Here is a 14,571-nt window from a genome sequence, read left to right as displayed (position 1 = left end):
CTCTCAGGCCCCAAGAGCCCCGAAAGCCATGTCCGGCATCCTAGGGACGTGGCGAACTCCGGCCGCCAGTCAGACAGTCGGACGAGTGATCCGAATCGGAATCGTTATCGCCAAGGCCCTTGCGGGCAGGGCTTATCGACAAATCCACCCCTGGTCGTACGGTGTGTATGCGTCGATAAGCCGCAGGCCGGGCAGGCGGGGAGGCATCGGCTGACGTTACGTCAAGACCGGTGCCACCGAGCGGTGTTGGGCGGGAACGTCCGTGCTTGACACGGGACCGTCCGTCTGGGTCTCCCAGTTGGGCTCCGGTGGTGTCGGCGGCGCTGCCGTCTCCGCCTTGCCTCCGCGCCTGAACGCCGAGGTCCCCCAAGCCAGATCATGGCCGATCGCCACCGCGTCGATGTCCGCCGACGTCCAGTTCTGCCCCTCGCGCACATCGGTGCGCACCTTCAGCCTGCCCTGCACGATCACCGGCTCGCCCACGGTCAGTGACGCCGCCGTGTTCGTGGCCAGCTGGCGGTTGGCCCACACCGTGAAGAAGTTGGTGTGCCCGTCCGTCCACGTGTTCTTCTCACGGTCCCAGTAGCGCGCGGTCACCGCCAGCCGGAACCTCGCCGACGCGCCGGACGCCATCTCCCGGTACACCGGCTGCGTCGCCACCCTGCCGACCGCGCAGACCATCGTCTCGTTCATCGCGAGCCCCTCCTTCGCCCGGCTCACAGCACCGGGCCGCCATGCGTACGGGCCCGTCCCGTACGGCTGCGTCTGCCAGACTGCCGCCGCCGGGCCGGGCCCGCTGAGCGCTGTGGACCACCGCGTGCCTGTGGACAACGCCCCCACCCGGACGGATGACGAGATCACCGCCCCACCCCAGGCACCGTCACCGCCCCGCGTACCACCAGGCGTCACCGCCCCGCCCCCACCACCCTCCCGTACTGCTCCCGAACCTCCTGATAGCGCAGCAACTCCGCAGCGACCGGATCCAGCACCCGCGCCCTGCCGCACCCGGCCGCCGCCTCCCGCAACCGGCGTTCCGCCTCCAGGCCGTAGCGCCTGGCCGGGCCGCGCGCAGCCATCCGGCAGCTCCACTCGATGAGCGGACCGCCGACGATGCCGATGACCATCAGCAGCACCGGCACCCCCAGGTTCGGCGCCATGACCCCGATGATCTGGCCCAGCAGCCACAGGCCGCCCAGGAACTGCAGGATCGTCATGGATGCCTGGGCCAGTACGGCCACCGGCCACCACCCCGGCCGCGGCGGCCTCCCCGTCGGCACCCCCGCGCCGACGGACAGCTCGTCCAGCGCCTCGGGCAGCCCCTGCGAGCCACGGGCTGCCGCTTCGCGCACCGCCTGCGCCCAGGGCGCGGGCAGCCCGGCGCAGGCCCGGTCGGCCACCGTCCGCACCGCCTGCTCGACCCGCTGCCGGGCGGTGGCCTCCTCGTCGGCCTGCGTGCGGGAGGGAAGCCGTCCCGTGACGGCCTCGCCGCGGTCCCGGTACCAGCGCCACAGCCGCAGCCAGGGCGTGCCGCAGGCGCGGTTGGCGTTGCGCAGCCAGGCGCGTTCTGCGGCCTCGCCGGCCGCCGTGGCGCCCACCGCGTCGGCGAGCCGGTCCGCGAACTCCTCCCGGGCCTGTTCGCTCAGTCCGGTCCGCCGCTGGGTGGCGTAGACGGGCCACAGCCGTGCCGCGGCGACGTCCACGTCGGCCGAGATACGGCGGTTCGGCGCCCCGCGCTCGGAAACGAACTGGCCGAGGGCCTCGCGCAGTTCGCCGACGCCGTCCCCGGTGAGCGCGGACAGCGCGAGCACGGTCGTGCCCGGTTCGCCGTACTCTCCGAGGGCGATGCCGTCCTCGTCGAGGAGGCGCCGCAGGTCGTCGAGGACCTGCTCGGCGGCCTCGCCGGGCAGCCGGTCGATCTGGTTGAGGACGACGAACATGACCTCGGCGTGGGCCGCCATCGGCCGCAGGTACCGCTCGTGGAGGACGGCGTCGGCGTACTTCTCCGGGTCGACGACCCAGATGACCGCGTCGACGAGCGCCAGGATGCGGTCCACGTGCTCGCGGTGCTGTACGGCCGCGGAATCGTGGTCGGGCAGGTCGATCAGGACGAGGCCGCGCAGCGGCGACTCCCCGTCCCCGGTCGGCAGCGGACGCCGGCGCAGCCGGGGCGGGATGCCGAGCCGTTCGATGAGGCTCGCGGCCCCGTCGCTCCAACTGCACGCGATGGGCGCCGCGGTGGTGGGACGGCGTACACCCGTCTCCGAGATGGCCACCCCGGCGAGCGCGTTGAACAGTTGCGACTTGCCGCTGCCCGTGGCGCCCGCGATGGCGACGACGGTGTGCTGCCCGGAGAGCCGGCGCCGCGCGGCGGCCTCGTCGAGCACGCGGCCCGCCTCCGACAGGGTGCGACTGTCGAGGCGGGTTCGGGAGAGCCCCACGAGTTCGCGCAGCGCCTCGAGCCGGGAGCGCAGCGGCTCGTCGTAGACCAGCGGGGTCACGGCGGGCGGCGTGGCGGAGCGGCTGTCCAGCACGGAGTAGCGGGTGCCGTCGGTGGTCTCGTCGACCCGGCGTGCGATGAGCCCGTCGTCCCAGGAGCCGCCGGCATCCGTACGGGTGTCGTCCACGCGCGCGTGCGCGCCGTCCGCGTGCTCGCTCTGCGAGCCCTTGCCGGAGGGGCTCCCGCCGGATTTCGCCTTGTTCGCGTCGTCCGGCTGGTCGGCGTGCTCGGTGTGGTCCTGGTCAGTGATGGCGGTCACCGGTCACCTCTCCTTCTGCAGTACGGACAACGCGGCGATGAGTTCGGCCTGGGGCTCGGGGTGGACGTCGAGGGCGTCGAGCGGGGCGAGCCGGCGCTCGCGTTCGGCGTGCAGGACTCGGTCGACGTGCTCGGTGAGCAGCCGTCCGGCCCGGTCGCGCAGCCGCAGCGCGCCGTGGGCGCCGATCCGCTCGGCGAGGCCCTCCCCGGCCGTGCGGCCCCGGCGGCCGCCCAGCAGGGAGGTGGCGACCAGGGCGGTGACCAGCTCGGGGTCGGGCGCCAGGTTCCGGTCGAGTTCGCGGATCTCGTCCTCGGCGAACTCCTCCAGTTCCCGCCGCCAGCGCCGTACGGCGAGCCCGATGCGGTGCTCGGCGCTGTCCGCGGCGGGTTCGCGCACGGCGAGCTCCGGAGCGGCCGCCGCTGGTTCGCGCCGCCAGGCGTCGTCGACGCGTTCGTCGGCGGCGGTGACAGCACACAGCAGCAGGGTGCTGAGGCTCTCCACCAGGGCGTCGAGGAGTTCACCGGCGGTGCAGTCCAGCGGGAAGGCACGCCACCGCTTGAGCGCGTCCCCGGCGAGTACGGCTCCGGACTTCAACCGGCCCCTCACACGCGCGTGCTCGCTGCCGTACGCCCCCTCGACGGCCGAGGTGAGCCGCAGAGCGGCGGCGTACTGCGCGGCGGCGGCACCGGCCAGCGCCGGCATGCGGGACTTGAGGGAGTCGAGGACGCCGTACGCGGTGCGGGCCAGGACCTGCTGCCGGGCCGCGGGGTCCTGGGCCTGGTGGACGAGCCAGGTGCGCAGCTGGGCGACGGCGCTGGTCGGCAGGAGGCCGCCGCCCCAGGCCGACTCGGGGAGTTCGGGCACGGTGAACCGCGGCACCTCGCCGAGGCCGGCTTTGGTGAGCAGGGCTCCGTACTGCCGGGACACCTCGTTGACCACCTGGTGGGGCACGCGGTCGAGGACGGTGACCAGGGTGACGTCGTACTCCTTGGCGGTGCGCAGCATGTGCCAGGGGACGGCGTCGGCGTAGCGGGCGGCCGTGGTGACCATGACCCAGATGTCGGCGGCGCAGATGAGCTCGGCGGCCAGGACGCGGTTGTCGGCGACCAGGGAGTCGATGTCGGGCGCGTCGAGCAGGGCGAGGCCGGGCGGCAGCGTCTCGGCGGTCTCGACGCGCAGCATGCGCGCGGGGTTCTCGCCGGGGAGCAGCAGATCGTCCGCGGAGTCCTGCTGGGGCACCCACACGCGCGTGAGGTCGGGCAGCACCCTCATCCCGCTGAACCAGTGATGGTCCTCCGGATGGCAGACCAGCACCGGGGTCCGTGTCGTCGGCCGCAGCACGCCGGCCTCGCTCACCCGCCGTCCCACGAGGGAGTTCACCAGGGTGGACTTCCCGGCGCCCGTGGAGCCACCCACGACGGCCAGAAGCGGCGCTTCGGGATCCCGTAGCCGGGGCACCAAGTAGTCGTCGAGCTGGGCGAGCAGTTCGTCGCGGTTGGCACGCGCGCGAGGGGCCCCCGCCAGAGGCAGCGGGAAGCGTGCGGCGGCGACACGGTCGCGCAGGGCGGAGAGTGCGTCGAGCAGCTGAGGCCGTACGTCCAAGGTCACCACATGTGAAGAATGCCCAATTTTAGGGGAATTCTGAAGCATATGAGCATGTCTGCGCGCCGACGGAACACAAGGGATGGAAGGGACGACTGGGACACGGGCCCACTCCAGGCATAACGAGTGCACAACACCCGATGCCAGAGACGCCAAAAGCGATGCACGATTCGTACCTGCCTGCGATTATCAGGACCGCTTCACCGAACCTCCACATCGAGCCACGGAGGCGAAGCAACAGGGACAAGGACGCGGGAGCCCTATCCTTGTCCCCGGCAACGTCACGGATCGGCCCACACCAGGGCACCACGACTGAGGCCACCACACCGGCCCCCGTAGCTCAGTGGATAGAGCAGGCGCCTTCTAAGCGCTTGGCCGCAGGTTCGAGTCCTGCCGGGGGCGCCACCTCCTACCAGCAAGAACGCCCCAGAGGGGATCTCCCCTCCAGGGCGTTTCGTGTCTCTGACGGCAACGCTGACGGCAACGGCCCCGTCATTCGTCGGACAGCAGGTCTCCCAGCTTGTCCAGAGCGGCCCGCTTCTCCGTCATGTCGGCGTGCGCGTAGATGTTCATGGTCACGTCCAGGGCGCTGTGCCCGACGATGTCGCGGACGATGTGCGGCGGGATTCCCAGACCCAGCAGCAGGGTCACGCAGGTGTGGCGGAGGTCATGGAAGCGGACGTCCAGGCCGAGCCGCTCGCGGATCGGGTAGAAGTGCCGGTTCAGGTTCCGGGGCTCGATAGGGGTCCCCCGCCGGGTGGTGAAGACCAGGCCGGTTTCCTGCCACTGCTCCCCCGCGGCTGCGCGCTCTTCCGCCTGGCGCTCACGGTGCCGGCGGAGTGCGTCGACGCACACGGCCGGGAGCGGCACGGGTCGCTCCGAGCGACGTGTCTTGGGCGCGGTGAGCGTCAGCTCTCCGTTGACCCGCTGCAGGGCCGTACGGATCTCCAGGGATCCCCCGTCCAGGTCAACGTCCGCCCAGTGGAGCCCAAGCAGTTCGCCACGCCGGAGCCCCAGGTACAGCGCGAGCACGTACGCCGCACTCAGCCGATCGCCATGCACGTCCTCCAGGAGCTTCTTCCCCTCGGCGACGGACAGACCGCGGCCGACCCGGTATCGAGGAGTCTGGACCTGCACGAGCTTGGCGACGTTGCGCTGCACCAGCTCCTCACGGACCGCGTGCTGGAGGGCGTTCCGCAGCACCGCGTGCAGGTACTGGACCATGCGCGGCGACAGCCGACGCTCGCAGCACCGCTTAGGAGTGGCGGCACAGCAGCGGCGTGCACCGGCCGGGCGAGCGGCATCACGTCCTTGAGCACAGCACTGGCAGGCCTGCCGAGCCCAGTCGAGGAAGAGGCGCACGTCTTTGGCTGAGAGCCGGGCGAGCTTCTTCTTTCCAAGTCGGGGCAGGATGTACGCGTTCACGCACTTGCTGTAGCTGTAGACCGTCGAAGGCCGCACCTTGTGGCTCACGACGTGCTCAAGCCAGTACGGGAGATAGGTACCGAGACTCTCGGTCGTGTCGGCCGCAGGAATGCCCTGGTCGCTCTTGGAGAGCAGCTCGGTGAGCTTCTTCCGAGCCTCCTCCCAGGTATGGCCGTAGACCCGTCGGCGCTTGTAGGTGCCGTCCGGCATCAGGACGTAGCCAGCTCCCTCGTACCGGCCGTCCTTGCGGCGGTAGATGGTGCCCTCACCGTTGGGGTTGCGCTTGGCCATCAGGCAGCCTCCTCGATCTCACGGGTTATGAAGTCGCGCAGGGCATCAGCCGGAATGCGGCGGGAACGGCCGACCGTGATGGAGACCAGACGGCGGGAACGGATCAGGTCGTAGACGGTGGAACGGCCGAGCCTGAGACGCGCCATGACTTCGGGCACGGTCAGCAGTTCGGGAGTGGCGGTGGTCATGCTGCGGCTCCTTCCTGGGCGAGTTGGTCGCGTAGGGCTTCGCGGGCGGTTTCGCGGTTGAGCTGTAGGTCGCGGGCGATGGTCGCGGCGAGGGCGGACTCGCCGGGCGTGTGGCCGTGTCCGGCGTACTGCCAGTCGGCCAGGACCAGGACGGTGTCCGGCTCCCGGTCGTCCAGGCCGAGGGCGGCGTGTTCCTGGGCCGCGCGGTAGCCGGCGCGGACCCGGCGGAGGGCGCCGAGGGTGGTGGAGTAGCGGCGGGACTTGGAGGAGAAGTGGCCGCGGAAGCCGAGCATGTGCGCCCAGGCCCACAGGCGCCGGTCGGGGTACAGCGGGTCGAGCTGCTTGCAGGCCTCGATGAGTCGGCGGGTGTGGTCCGGGACGCCGTGGCGGTCGAGTTCGGCGAGTTCGCCGATGCGGCGGTCCAGGGTGCCGGTGTTCTCGGCGGCCTTGGTGGCGTACTTGGCCACGTAGGAGGCGACGGCCTGTTCGGTGATGTCGGAGCCGTCGCCGAAGGCCTTCACGGGGCGGACGTCGAGCTGGGTGCCCCAGCGGAAGGTACGGGCGGGCTGGTCCTCGGCGGCCGGGACGGAGACCGAGGTGTAGGAGTGCGCGGCAGCTGCACAGACGGCGTCGGCCAAGAGGTCGACCGTGGCCCAGGATGGCGGAGCTGTGTCCGGACCCTCAGGTCCGTCGATGCGGATCACGGCATGGAAGTGCACGGCTCCGCGTTTCTGGAACTCGGCGACCTTGCCGTAGGAGAGGCGGGCGCACTCCTTCAGCTCCCGCTGGGTGATGCCGGCGCGAGCGGCTATCTCGCGGCGGAGGCGGTTGGTGAAGCGCTGCCAGAGCTGCCCGGCGTGGTTGTTGAACAGCACCGCGCCCGCGTAGTCATACGTCGCCGGGTCCAGGGCCGTACCCAGTGCGGGGTCCTCGGCGCCGTGGCGGATACCGCAGCGGCAGACGCCATGGTCGGGCCGGTTGTGGACGCGGCCGAAGGAGGGGGCGGTGAGGGTAGCGAAGACGCGGGGGTGGTCGCGGACGGTGGAGGGGATGTCGCGTCGGTCGTCGCCCGCGAGGCCTGCGCGGATGAGGTGGTAGGTGTCGCCCGCGTAGGTCCAGGCGCAGGAGGGGCAGCGCGAAGCGCGTCGGTTGCCGCAGGCGACGCGGAGGCGTCCGCCCGGCTCGTTGGCGGTGGTGTAGTGGTGCAGGGTATCGCCGGTGGTCTTGTCCTTGTGGAGGGTCCAGCCGGTGAGGTGGATGGGGTCGGCGCAGCCGCCGGTGCGGCGGATCTGCTCGTGCCAGCGGTGGTAGTCAGGGGCCGAGGCCACCCTCAGCAGGTCGCCGAGGGTGGTCGGGTCTAGCAGGTCAGGCACGCGCACCCTCCGGGACGCGGCGGGCGGGGACGGTGCCCTGGCCGTTGCAGGCCCGGCAGTCGATGGTGAGCGTGGGCAGGTGGCCGTGCCGGTCGCGGCCGCCGGTGGTGATGGCGGCGGTGGCGAAGCCGTCGCAGTTGGGGCAGATTCGGGGCGTCGGCGTGGCGGTGGGGTGCGTCATGCTGAGGGTTCCTTCCGGTTGCGAGATCGGACAGGGACGGCGCCCGGAGCGGACGAGACTTGGCGGTTGACGCCGCTCCGGGGGCCGGTCAGCGTCGCTTTGTCTCCGAGGCGAGAAGCGAGCGCAGGACGACGGCGCAGACGGCGACCGAGACGCCGGTGACGGCGACCGCCAGGAGCATGGAGACCAGGACGGCGCCGACGACCAGGACCACAGCGGTGCCGCCGCCGACGAGGGCGAGCGCGGTGCCGGGGGTGAGCTGGACCGTGGGCCGGGACGGCGCGAGGGCCGGGGCCACCGAGGTGGGCGCCGGGGTCTGTGCGGCCGGGACGATGGTGGTCGGCTCGACCACGGCGGGCGGTGTGACGTGGCCGGTCGGCGTGGGCATGGTCGGGATCTTTGGACGGAACATCGGTGAACCCCCTTCCAGGGCGGTTACTTGACGAAGGTGTCGATGGCGGGGGCCAGGACGCTGTCGGCAAGGAGGAAGCCGCCGAGCAGCAGGACGGCGATGAGCCAGGCGGGCGGGCGGATGAGCTTGACGCCGAGGTAGCCGACGGCGAGCAGAGCGAGCCAGAGCGGTACTTCCATGGCGGAGGGCCTCCTAGCGGACGCGGCAGCGGTGGGTGCGGGCGGCGAGCTGGGCGGCGGACTGGCTGGAGTAGTCGGAGGACCAGCCGCACCGGTCGGCGGTGCACACAGCGGCGTACTTCTGGCGGCCGTTGCGGTCGCGGTGGGTGCCGATCTGCACCGGGCCGATGCGCATCACGGAGTGGAAGTGGTCACGAGCGGGCATGTCAGTCGGTCTCCTCTCGGGTCAGGGTCGGGTCGGGGAAGGCGGCGCGGATACCGGCGGCGGTAGCCGGGTCGGCGGTGCGGCGGGCGGCTTCCCCGGCGAGCAGGTGCGCGAGGAAGGGCCGGTTCGCGGCGGTCATCTCGCGGGCGGCGTCGAGGTGGTCGGCGGCGGTCAGGTCGGCCGGGTCACTGGTCATGGCGTGTCTCCCGTCGATGTCAGGCGAGTTGGGCGGCGATGGCGTTGGCCAGCTGGGGCGGAACGCCGAGGCGGGCGCGCAGGGTGTCGGTGTCGATCGGCGTACCGGTACGGGCGTGGTGGTCGTCGGCGACCTTGCGGGCGTGGTCGACCAGCGCGGCCGGGACCGGCACAGCCGGAGCAGCGGCGACCGGGGCAGGCTCTGCACCGGCGGGCTCGGCAGCCGGAAGGGCAGGGGTGTTGTCGACCGCCGAGACCGGCTCGGACTCGGTGATCGGCTCTGGGTCCGGCTCGGTGGCCGGGGTGGCGGATGCCGTAGGTTCCGGCACCTGCTCAGTTGTGGAGTGGGCGAGGAGGGTGCCGCCCATGAAGGCCAGTGCGGGCCAGGCGGCGACGAGGATGCGCAGCCAGGCCGGGACGTTGGTCAGGTCGAGGAGTCCGGCGGTGGCGACGTTGGCGCCGAGCGAGGCCACTAGGGCGATCACGAACCAGCACCAGGCCAGCCGGGACGGCCCGTTGGAGCGCAGCCGCCGCCAGGCAGCGACCAGGAGCAGGTCCACGCTGATCGGGTAGGCCCAGGCTTTCCAGCCGTCCTGTCCGGCAGCGGCGGCGAGGTCGTGGAGATGGGCGAAGGACAGCGCCCCGGCGATGACGGCCTGGACCAGGACGGCGTCGACGCGGAGAGCGGGGCGGGCCATCATGGCTCCTTCCTGTGATGAGGCATGGCGGGGGTAGGGACCTGGCGCGAAGCGGTCACGCCAACCGATGAAGCGGGGGAAGGGTCAGGCGGTGGCGGGGGCTGTCTTGGACAGCGGCACCCGGGCCGAGGGCAGCGCGGCGACCGCGGGCCGGAACGGGGCCAGGGCGGGCACGTCGGGGGTGCGGTCGGCATACTTGTTGCAGAGGTTCACGGCCTCGCGCAGCGAGGTGTGCGGGGCGCGGATACGGTGCCAGCCACCGGTCGAGTCACCAGCGACCGCGATGCCGCGTGTCTCTGCGGGAATTTGGATGGCGGCCAGGACGGCGTCCGGCGAGATGTCGCCGAAGGCCATGTTCGCGGATGTTTCGTCGTTGACGCGGTGGGCGGTGCGGCCGGTGAGCTGGGCGCGGAGCATGGTGATGCCCTTGCCGAGTTCGGAGCCGAAGCGCTGCCCGCAGATCTCCAGGTAGATGCCGGCTGCGCGGCCGAGCTGGGCGAGACGGACCAGCGCGGTGATGATCCGGTCGCGGCGCTTCTCCTCCTCCTTCGAAGCGAACAGGGCGAGTTCGGCAACCTCGTCGACCAGGACCACAACAGGGACGGGGCGGATGTCTTCGGGCAGGTCCCAGATATCGGCGGCGATCTCCGCATCCGGCACCGCGACACTGATGCATTGCTCAGCCCGGATCAGTTGGTAGACCTCCTCCATGTGGGACACCAGCGCCTCCAGCAGTTCCAGGGCGGTGTCGGGGTTGTCGGCCAGGGCGGAGAAGCGGCGTGCCAGCGGGAACAGCTCGACGCCTTGCTTGCAGTCGATGCCGACCAGGGCGACGTCCATCGGGGCGAGCCCGGCGACCAGGTTGCGCTGGTAGACGGACTTGCCGGACTCCGTGGCCCCGAGGGTCAGCCCGTGTGGGACGGCGCGGTAGTCGCGGTAGTGCACCGAGCCGTCCTCCCGCAGTGCGACCGGAACCCGCAGCGGACGCGTGTCGGTCTTGGCGGGCATCTGTACTTGCTTGAGCACGTCGTAGCCGGTCATCCGCACCTCAACGACGCCGGAACGGACTTCGCGGGAGGTGACGCCGTACATCCCGAAGGAGTGGCGCAGCCGGTCCGTGGCGGCCGCTACGTCGAAGGCGTCCTGGCCGGGGCGGAGCTTGAGCCGCAGGACCAGCCCGGTCCGGGTGGGTCGCAGCCGCAGGATGCGCGGCACACGGGACTCCGGTACCGACCGGTTGGCCACCCGGGCCAGGGCCAGCCGCCAGCGCGAGGGCGGGACCGTCAGGCCGCAGGCGTCCATGACCGAGGCGTAGCGGACCAGGACTCGCACCGTGGCGACGAGAACCCCGAAGGTCAGCCAGTACCAGGCGGGGCGCCGCCACCGCAGGAGACCCGCAGCGGCGACGACCACAACCACAGCGATCATGAACCAGGTCATGATCAGGCCGCTTCCGATGCCGCACCGGTGGCGGCCAGCGAGGTGACCGCGACCGCGCGGAAGGCGATCCCGTGCCGCTTCTGGCCGTTGAACTCGTTCTCCCACGGCCGGGCGATCAAGCCCGTCAGAGCCACCGGTGTGCCCATGGCCAGGTCGCTGGAGATACCGGGCTCCGGAACGGTGATGGACAGGATCTCGACTTCGTCGTTGGCCGCGAACATCACGTCGACGGTCATGAGCTTGACGCCGTCGGCGTCGGTGGCGATCTCGCCCGTCCGGCGGTCACGGACCTTGGGCTGCGGGGCCTTGGCGACCATCACGGTCGCGCCGTCTCAACGGGGATTTGACGCATGATGGAACTCCCTTGTGAGGGGCGGGAGCGGCGTACTTGCTTGGCGGTGGGTCGCCGCTCTCGTGCATTGACAGATGGATGCAGCAACGCTGCGGGAGTGCGCCCTAACTGGTGCGCACCAGTAGGCTGCATCTGGTGCGCACCAGATGTCAAGCGCTATCGCTGCTTCGGCTTCTCAACTCGCCGTGCTGCGATGGTTCTAGAGAACCGCCTCCACCAACGCCCCGGTAGCCAACAGGGGTTAACACCTGACGCGTTAACCCCTGCGGACCTGCGGTGATCTGAGGCATGCTGCAATGAGGATCTCTGTAAGCCAGGCAGGGCGGCGCCACATGACGAACGGACTCAAGACAGCAAGGAGCGCACGAGAGTGGTCGCAAGAGCGGCTCGTTCGGGAGATCGAGCGCTATGCGCGACAACACATGCTCGACGTCGCATCAACAGCCAGCCTGCGCGTGTACGTCTCGGAGTGGGAGAACGGCCGGCGCTCCATCTCAGCCCGCTACGCGAAGATACTGCGAGCGCTGCTTGGCATCACGGACGACGAGCTGGCGGGCAGGACAGAGTTGCTGGTGCCTGCCGCCACGACCGACGGATACGACGAACTGATGGGACGTATCGACGCGGCTCGCAGCATCAGCGTGACCATGGTGAGCACGTTCATGGACCAAACGGAACTGCTCAGGACCGTAGACCGGCAGATGGGAGCAGCAAGCCTCGTCGACCAGATGACGGCCCACCTTGCGACGCTTGAGGACGCTCTCACCTTCGCCGTGCTGCCCGAGACACGGCGTCCAGTCGCACGTGCCTTGGCTGGAGCAGCGACACTGGCCGCCTGGCAGGCGCTTGACGTCGGAGCCATCGAGCGAGCTTGGCGGCACTACGAGTTGGGCAAGCGCGCCGCTCAAGAGGCCGAAGAGCCGATGTACCTGGCACACGCCACAGCCGAGCAGGCCTACGTACTCTGCGACGCCGGACGCGCGCCTATGGCAGTGCAGCTCATACACGAGGCCCAGCGACTCGGCGGAAAGGCCATGTCCCCACGCCTTACAGCCTGGCTGTACGCCGCAGAAGCCGAGATATGCGCCCGAGCGGGTATGCCCGACGACTGCAAGCGCGCACTGGAGAGCGCGGCGCGCTCCCTGCCCTCGGGTGACGAAGCCCGTGACCCCGACATGCTGAGCATCTTTCTCAACAGCGGGCATCTCGCCAGATGGCGGGGTAACGCGCTGGCCCTGATCGGGGACGAAGAAGCGGTAGATAGCCTCTACGCGGCCCTGGACACCGCCGACCCGACGTTCATACGGGCCTCCGCAGGTCTGCGTTGCGACCTGGCCCAGGCACACATAGCCCGCGGCGAGTACGACCAGGCGCACAAGCACCTCCGCCAGGCCCGCTTGATAGCGAACCGCACCGGGTCAGTACGCCAACGGCGTCGAGTCGAACAGCTCACACAGCGTTTGTAGACGGAGCTTTAGCACCGCGCACGGAGAGGACATGGAGGAGGGCGACGAGCGTGCCGGAGCCCATGAGTTCACCCCGAGCCATGAGGCCAGGAATGTCGGCGAGCGGCACCCAGGCGATGTGCCCGGCCTCCTCCAGATCGGACGGCTCACCGACGAGCTTGGCGCCCTTGCCTACGAAGATGTCGTGAGGTGAGTCGACCATGCCGACCATGGGCTGATACGTAACTATGTGCTCCAGGGAGTCAGGCCGCCAACCGGTCTCTTCCTCGACCTCACGCATCGCCGTCTGCAACGAGTCCTCCCCCTCGTCGACGATGCCGCCCGGGAGCTCCCATCCGAACGAGTTGGGCACGAAGCGGTAGCGCCACATCATCAGGACACGGTCCTGGTCGTCGATGACGGCCGCGATGGCCACGTGATGAAGCTTCACAACGTGGTGCTCGAAGCGCTCGACTCCTGGAGGCTCGACGTCGACGAGGCTGAGCTTCACCCAGCGGTTGTCATAGAGAGTTCGCTCGCCGTGGATCTGCCAGGGTTCGACGTCCGCCGGCGCCTGAGTCGTCACCGACCGATCCGGCACCCGGTAGGAGCTACGGCCGTGCACCTCAATGGCGCCCTCGGCGACGAGCTTGGCCAGCACCTGGCGGAGAGCCGTACGCCCGATGTCCAGCTCTTCAGACAGGGTTCGCTCTGACGGGATCTTGGAGCCAGGCAGGTACTTCCCCGTCGAGATCCACTCGCGGATCGTGCGGTAGACCCGCTCTGACTTCGGTCCCATCCGGCGAGCACGCTCCTAACCAACCCATAGCCCATGGCGTACCCCATAGCTTAGGGGGATGGTCCGACGGCCGTCAGGGGCTACCAGAGCGCGGTAGAACTTTCCCTACTTCATCAAGCCCCGGCTGCGCTCCGCTCCGCCGGGCGCGCTTCCCGGCTCCGCTCCGGGCGCCGCTCCTGCCTTCGGCCCGCTCCGCCCGGGCTGCGCCGACGCGCGCCCACATGAAACAGGCCGGGCCATGAGTCGAGAACCGCAGTGCGCGGCAACGCTCAAAGCATGCCTCCGGCGGGGGCGCTCAGGCTCCGAGATGGAGGGGGCGCCGTTCGCGAGTGCCGGCCGGAGTAGTGGCGTGCGCGGGGAGCTCCCATCCCGCCTGCCATCGCCCCAGGCAGAGCCGAGCAGACGCGGCCCCTGGCGTCCAGGTCGTTCGTAGAGTGGCGCGCTCCACCTGGACGCCAGGGACCACGCCCGCTCCACGTTGTGTGGGTCGACGGCAGACGGGATGGGAGCTGGGGATGGTGGTGGGTTACTGACGATCGGCAGTGCGGAGTGCGCCGCTGGCAGGCCAGAGGCGGACAGCCTGATGAGGTTGGCGCATGTGCCACCACTGACGTCTACGACCGCACTCGCCGACCCTTTGCCGCCTGCTGTCTTAAAACCATCAGGCGACTTTCAGTCAATTTCAAGCCGCGCCGACGCTAAACGCTGACTCAGAAGACGCATTGCTGCTAAATAGCGAAAGGGAAATTCCGGCATTGTGGACAGAACAACCGCCGAGGTTCCCCAAGCTCAAATCTACCTCAAACAATTCCCATTCAGTTGCGGCACGCATGACAAGTCGTCAGGATTGAGGGCGACCAGATGCACCTTCTGCTGAAGGCATCAGCTATAGGGAAGGGGGATTTACCTTGAAAGCTCTAATTAAGAGCGGTCGCGCTCATCGAACCAGCACCTCTGCGGCACTCGGAGTGATGCTGGCCGGCTTCTTCTTGCTCGGAACTGGGACGACCGCATCAGCTACCAGCGTCGG

The 14,571-nt window shown here is 70.0% G+C and carries 15 protein-coding genes, 1 tRNA gene and 1 pseudogene; 2 read left to right on the top strand and 15 right to left on the bottom strand.

Annotated elements, in window-relative coordinates; all coding sequences use genetic code 11:
* Positions 1 to 216: 216 nt before the first annotated feature.
* The 3 genes from ACWD1U_RS04215 to ACWD1U_RS04205 all read right to left on the bottom strand — a co-directional run bounded on the left by ACWD1U_RS04215 (position 217) and on the right by ACWD1U_RS04205 (position 4,367).
* Complete coding sequence (locus ACWD1U_RS04215) at positions 217 to 693, bottom strand: single-stranded DNA-binding protein (protein WP_451104242.1); 477 nt, start codon at positions 691 to 693, stop codon at positions 217 to 219.
* Between the two features lie 212 nt (positions 694 to 905).
* Positions 906 to 2,756: a GTP-binding protein gene (locus tag ACWD1U_RS04210; RefSeq protein WP_451104240.1), complete on the bottom strand. Its 1,851-nt coding sequence runs from the start codon at positions 2,754 to 2,756 to the stop codon at positions 906 to 908.
* 3 nt (positions 2,757 to 2,759) lie between these two features.
* The gene (locus tag ACWD1U_RS04205; RefSeq protein ID WP_451104238.1) at positions 2,760 to 4,367 is read right to left on the bottom strand and encodes a dynamin family protein; all 1,608 of its coding nucleotides are present in this window, start codon (positions 4,365 to 4,367) and stop codon (positions 2,760 to 2,762) included.
* Between the two features lie 320 nt (positions 4,368 to 4,687).
* Between ACWD1U_RS04205 and ACWD1U_RS04200 the strand changes: the two genes are divergently transcribed.
* A tRNA-Arg gene (locus ACWD1U_RS04200) sits at positions 4,688 to 4,763 on the top strand.
* Between the two features lie 87 nt (positions 4,764 to 4,850).
* On the opposite strand, the gene ACWD1U_RS04195 is transcribed toward ACWD1U_RS04200, so the two are convergent.
* From ACWD1U_RS04195 to ACWD1U_RS04145, 11 genes and pseudogenes are all read right to left on the bottom strand, one after another.
* Entirely contained in the window at positions 4,851 to 6,074 is a 1,224-nt protein-coding gene (locus ACWD1U_RS04195) for a tyrosine-type recombinase/integrase (RefSeq protein ID WP_451104237.1), read from the bottom strand.
* Complete coding sequence (locus ACWD1U_RS04190; protein ID WP_274816391.1) at positions 6,074 to 6,262, bottom strand: helix-turn-helix domain-containing protein; 189 nt, start codon at positions 6,260 to 6,262, stop codon at positions 6,074 to 6,076. Before ACWD1U_RS04190 ends, ACWD1U_RS04195 begins: the two co-directional genes overlap by 1 nt.
* Positions 6,259 to 7,635 carry a replication initiator protein RepSA gene (gene repSA, locus ACWD1U_RS04185; protein WP_451104235.1) on the bottom strand — a complete coding sequence of 459 codons (1,377 nt, stop codon included), beginning with the start codon at positions 7,633 to 7,635 and terminating at the stop codon, positions 6,259 to 6,261. Before repSA ends, ACWD1U_RS04190 begins: the two co-directional genes overlap by 4 nt.
* Positions 7,628 to 7,816 (bottom strand): hypothetical protein, encoded by a 189-nt coding sequence (locus ACWD1U_RS04180; protein WP_451104233.1) that lies wholly within the window; start codon positions 7,814 to 7,816, stop codon positions 7,628 to 7,630. The genes repSA and ACWD1U_RS04180 overlap by 8 nt, the downstream gene beginning before the upstream one ends.
* Positions 7,817 to 7,904: 88 nt before the next feature.
* Positions 7,905 to 8,228, bottom strand: a complete 324-nt coding sequence (locus ACWD1U_RS04175; RefSeq protein ID WP_451104231.1) for a SpdD-like protein — start codon at positions 8,226 to 8,228, stop codon at positions 7,905 to 7,907.
* A 23-nt stretch (positions 8,229 to 8,251) separates the two neighbouring features.
* On the bottom strand, positions 8,252 to 8,407 hold the full coding sequence (locus ACWD1U_RS04170) for a hypothetical protein (RefSeq protein WP_114257343.1): 156 nt from the start codon (positions 8,405 to 8,407) through the stop codon (positions 8,252 to 8,254).
* 13 nt (positions 8,408 to 8,420) lie between these two features.
* Positions 8,421 to 8,612 (bottom strand): mobile element transfer protein, encoded by a 192-nt coding sequence (locus ACWD1U_RS04165; protein WP_451104228.1) that lies wholly within the window; start codon positions 8,610 to 8,612, stop codon positions 8,421 to 8,423.
* A gap of 1 nt (position 8,613) precedes the next feature.
* The gene (locus tag ACWD1U_RS04160) at positions 8,614 to 8,808 is read right to left on the bottom strand and encodes a hypothetical protein (protein WP_451104226.1); all 195 of its coding nucleotides are present in this window, start codon (positions 8,806 to 8,808) and stop codon (positions 8,614 to 8,616) included.
* A gap of 19 nt (positions 8,809 to 8,827) precedes the next feature.
* Positions 8,828 to 9,505 carry a DUF2637 domain-containing protein gene (locus tag ACWD1U_RS04155; RefSeq protein ID WP_451105001.1) on the bottom strand — a complete coding sequence of 226 codons (678 nt, stop codon included), beginning with the start codon at positions 9,503 to 9,505 and terminating at the stop codon, positions 8,828 to 8,830.
* An 84-nt stretch (positions 9,506 to 9,589) separates the two neighbouring features.
* Complete coding sequence (locus ACWD1U_RS04150; protein WP_451104224.1) at positions 9,590 to 10,945, bottom strand: FtsK/SpoIIIE domain-containing protein; 1,356 nt, start codon at positions 10,943 to 10,945, stop codon at positions 9,590 to 9,592.
* Positions 10,946 to 10,947: 2 nt separating this feature from the next.
* Positions 10,948 to 11,297: pseudogene (locus ACWD1U_RS04145) on the bottom strand (SCO3933 family regulatory protein).
* Between the two features lie 332 nt (positions 11,298 to 11,629).
* On the opposite strand from ACWD1U_RS04145, the gene ACWD1U_RS04140 reads away from it, so the two are divergent.
* Positions 11,630 to 12,763 (top strand): XRE family transcriptional regulator, encoded by a 1,134-nt coding sequence (locus ACWD1U_RS04140; protein WP_451104222.1) that lies wholly within the window; start codon positions 11,630 to 11,632, stop codon positions 12,761 to 12,763.
* Here the strand turns inward: ACWD1U_RS04140 and ACWD1U_RS04135 are convergent.
* A complete protein-coding gene (locus tag ACWD1U_RS04135; RefSeq protein WP_451104220.1) occupies positions 12,747 to 13,541 on the bottom strand; it encodes an NUDIX domain-containing protein in 795 nt (264 codons plus the stop codon). The genes ACWD1U_RS04140 and ACWD1U_RS04135 overlap by 17 nt on opposite strands.
* Positions 13,542 to 14,571 lie beyond the last annotated feature (1,030 nt).

The sequence above is a fragment of the Streptomyces sp. NPDC002788 genome (assembly GCF_053592115.1).
The sequence above is the reverse complement of the archived record's forward strand: the minus strand, read 5'-3'. Positions and strand labels throughout refer to the sequence as shown.

Excerpts from the sequence above, each read along its gene's own strand:
- ACWD1U_RS04215 (WP_451104242.1), bottom strand. The coding sequence starts at position 693 with ATGAACGAGACGATGGTCTGCGCGGTCGGCAGGGTGGCGACGCAGCCG.
- ACWD1U_RS04195 (WP_451104237.1), bottom strand. The coding sequence starts at position 6,074 with ATGGCCAAGCGCAACCCCAACGGTGAGGGCACCATCTACCGCCGCAAG.
- ACWD1U_RS04190 (WP_274816391.1), bottom strand. The coding sequence starts at position 6,262 with ATGACCACCGCCACTCCCGAACTGCTGACCGTGCCCGAAGTCATGGCG.
- ACWD1U_RS04180 (WP_451104233.1), bottom strand. The coding sequence starts at position 7,816 with ATGACGCACCCCACCGCCACGCCGACGCCCCGAATCTGCCCCAACTGC.
- ACWD1U_RS04175 (WP_451104231.1), bottom strand. The coding sequence starts at position 8,228 with ATGTTCCGTCCAAAGATCCCGACCATGCCCACGCCGACCGGCCACGTC.
- ACWD1U_RS04170 (WP_114257343.1), bottom strand. The coding sequence starts at position 8,407 with ATGGAAGTACCGCTCTGGCTCGCTCTGCTCGCCGTCGGCTACCTCGGC.
- ACWD1U_RS04165 (WP_451104228.1), bottom strand. The coding sequence starts at position 8,612 with ATGCCCGCTCGTGACCACTTCCACTCCGTGATGCGCATCGGCCCGGTG.
- ACWD1U_RS04160 (WP_451104226.1), bottom strand. The coding sequence starts at position 8,808 with ATGACCAGTGACCCGGCCGACCTGACCGCCGCCGACCACCTCGACGCC.
- ACWD1U_RS04155 (WP_451105001.1), bottom strand. The coding sequence starts at position 9,505 with ATGGCCCGCCCCGCTCTCCGCGTCGACGCCGTCCTGGTCCAGGCCGTC.
- ACWD1U_RS04150 (WP_451104224.1), bottom strand. The coding sequence starts at position 10,945 with ATGACCTGGTTCATGATCGCTGTGGTTGTGGTCGTCGCCGCTGCGGGT.
- ACWD1U_RS04140 (WP_451104222.1), top strand. The coding sequence starts at position 11,630 with ATGACGAACGGACTCAAGACAGCAAGGAGCGCACGAGAGTGGTCGCAA.
- ACWD1U_RS04135 (WP_451104220.1), bottom strand. The coding sequence starts at position 13,541 with ATGGGACCGAAGTCAGAGCGGGTCTACCGCACGATCCGCGAGTGGATC.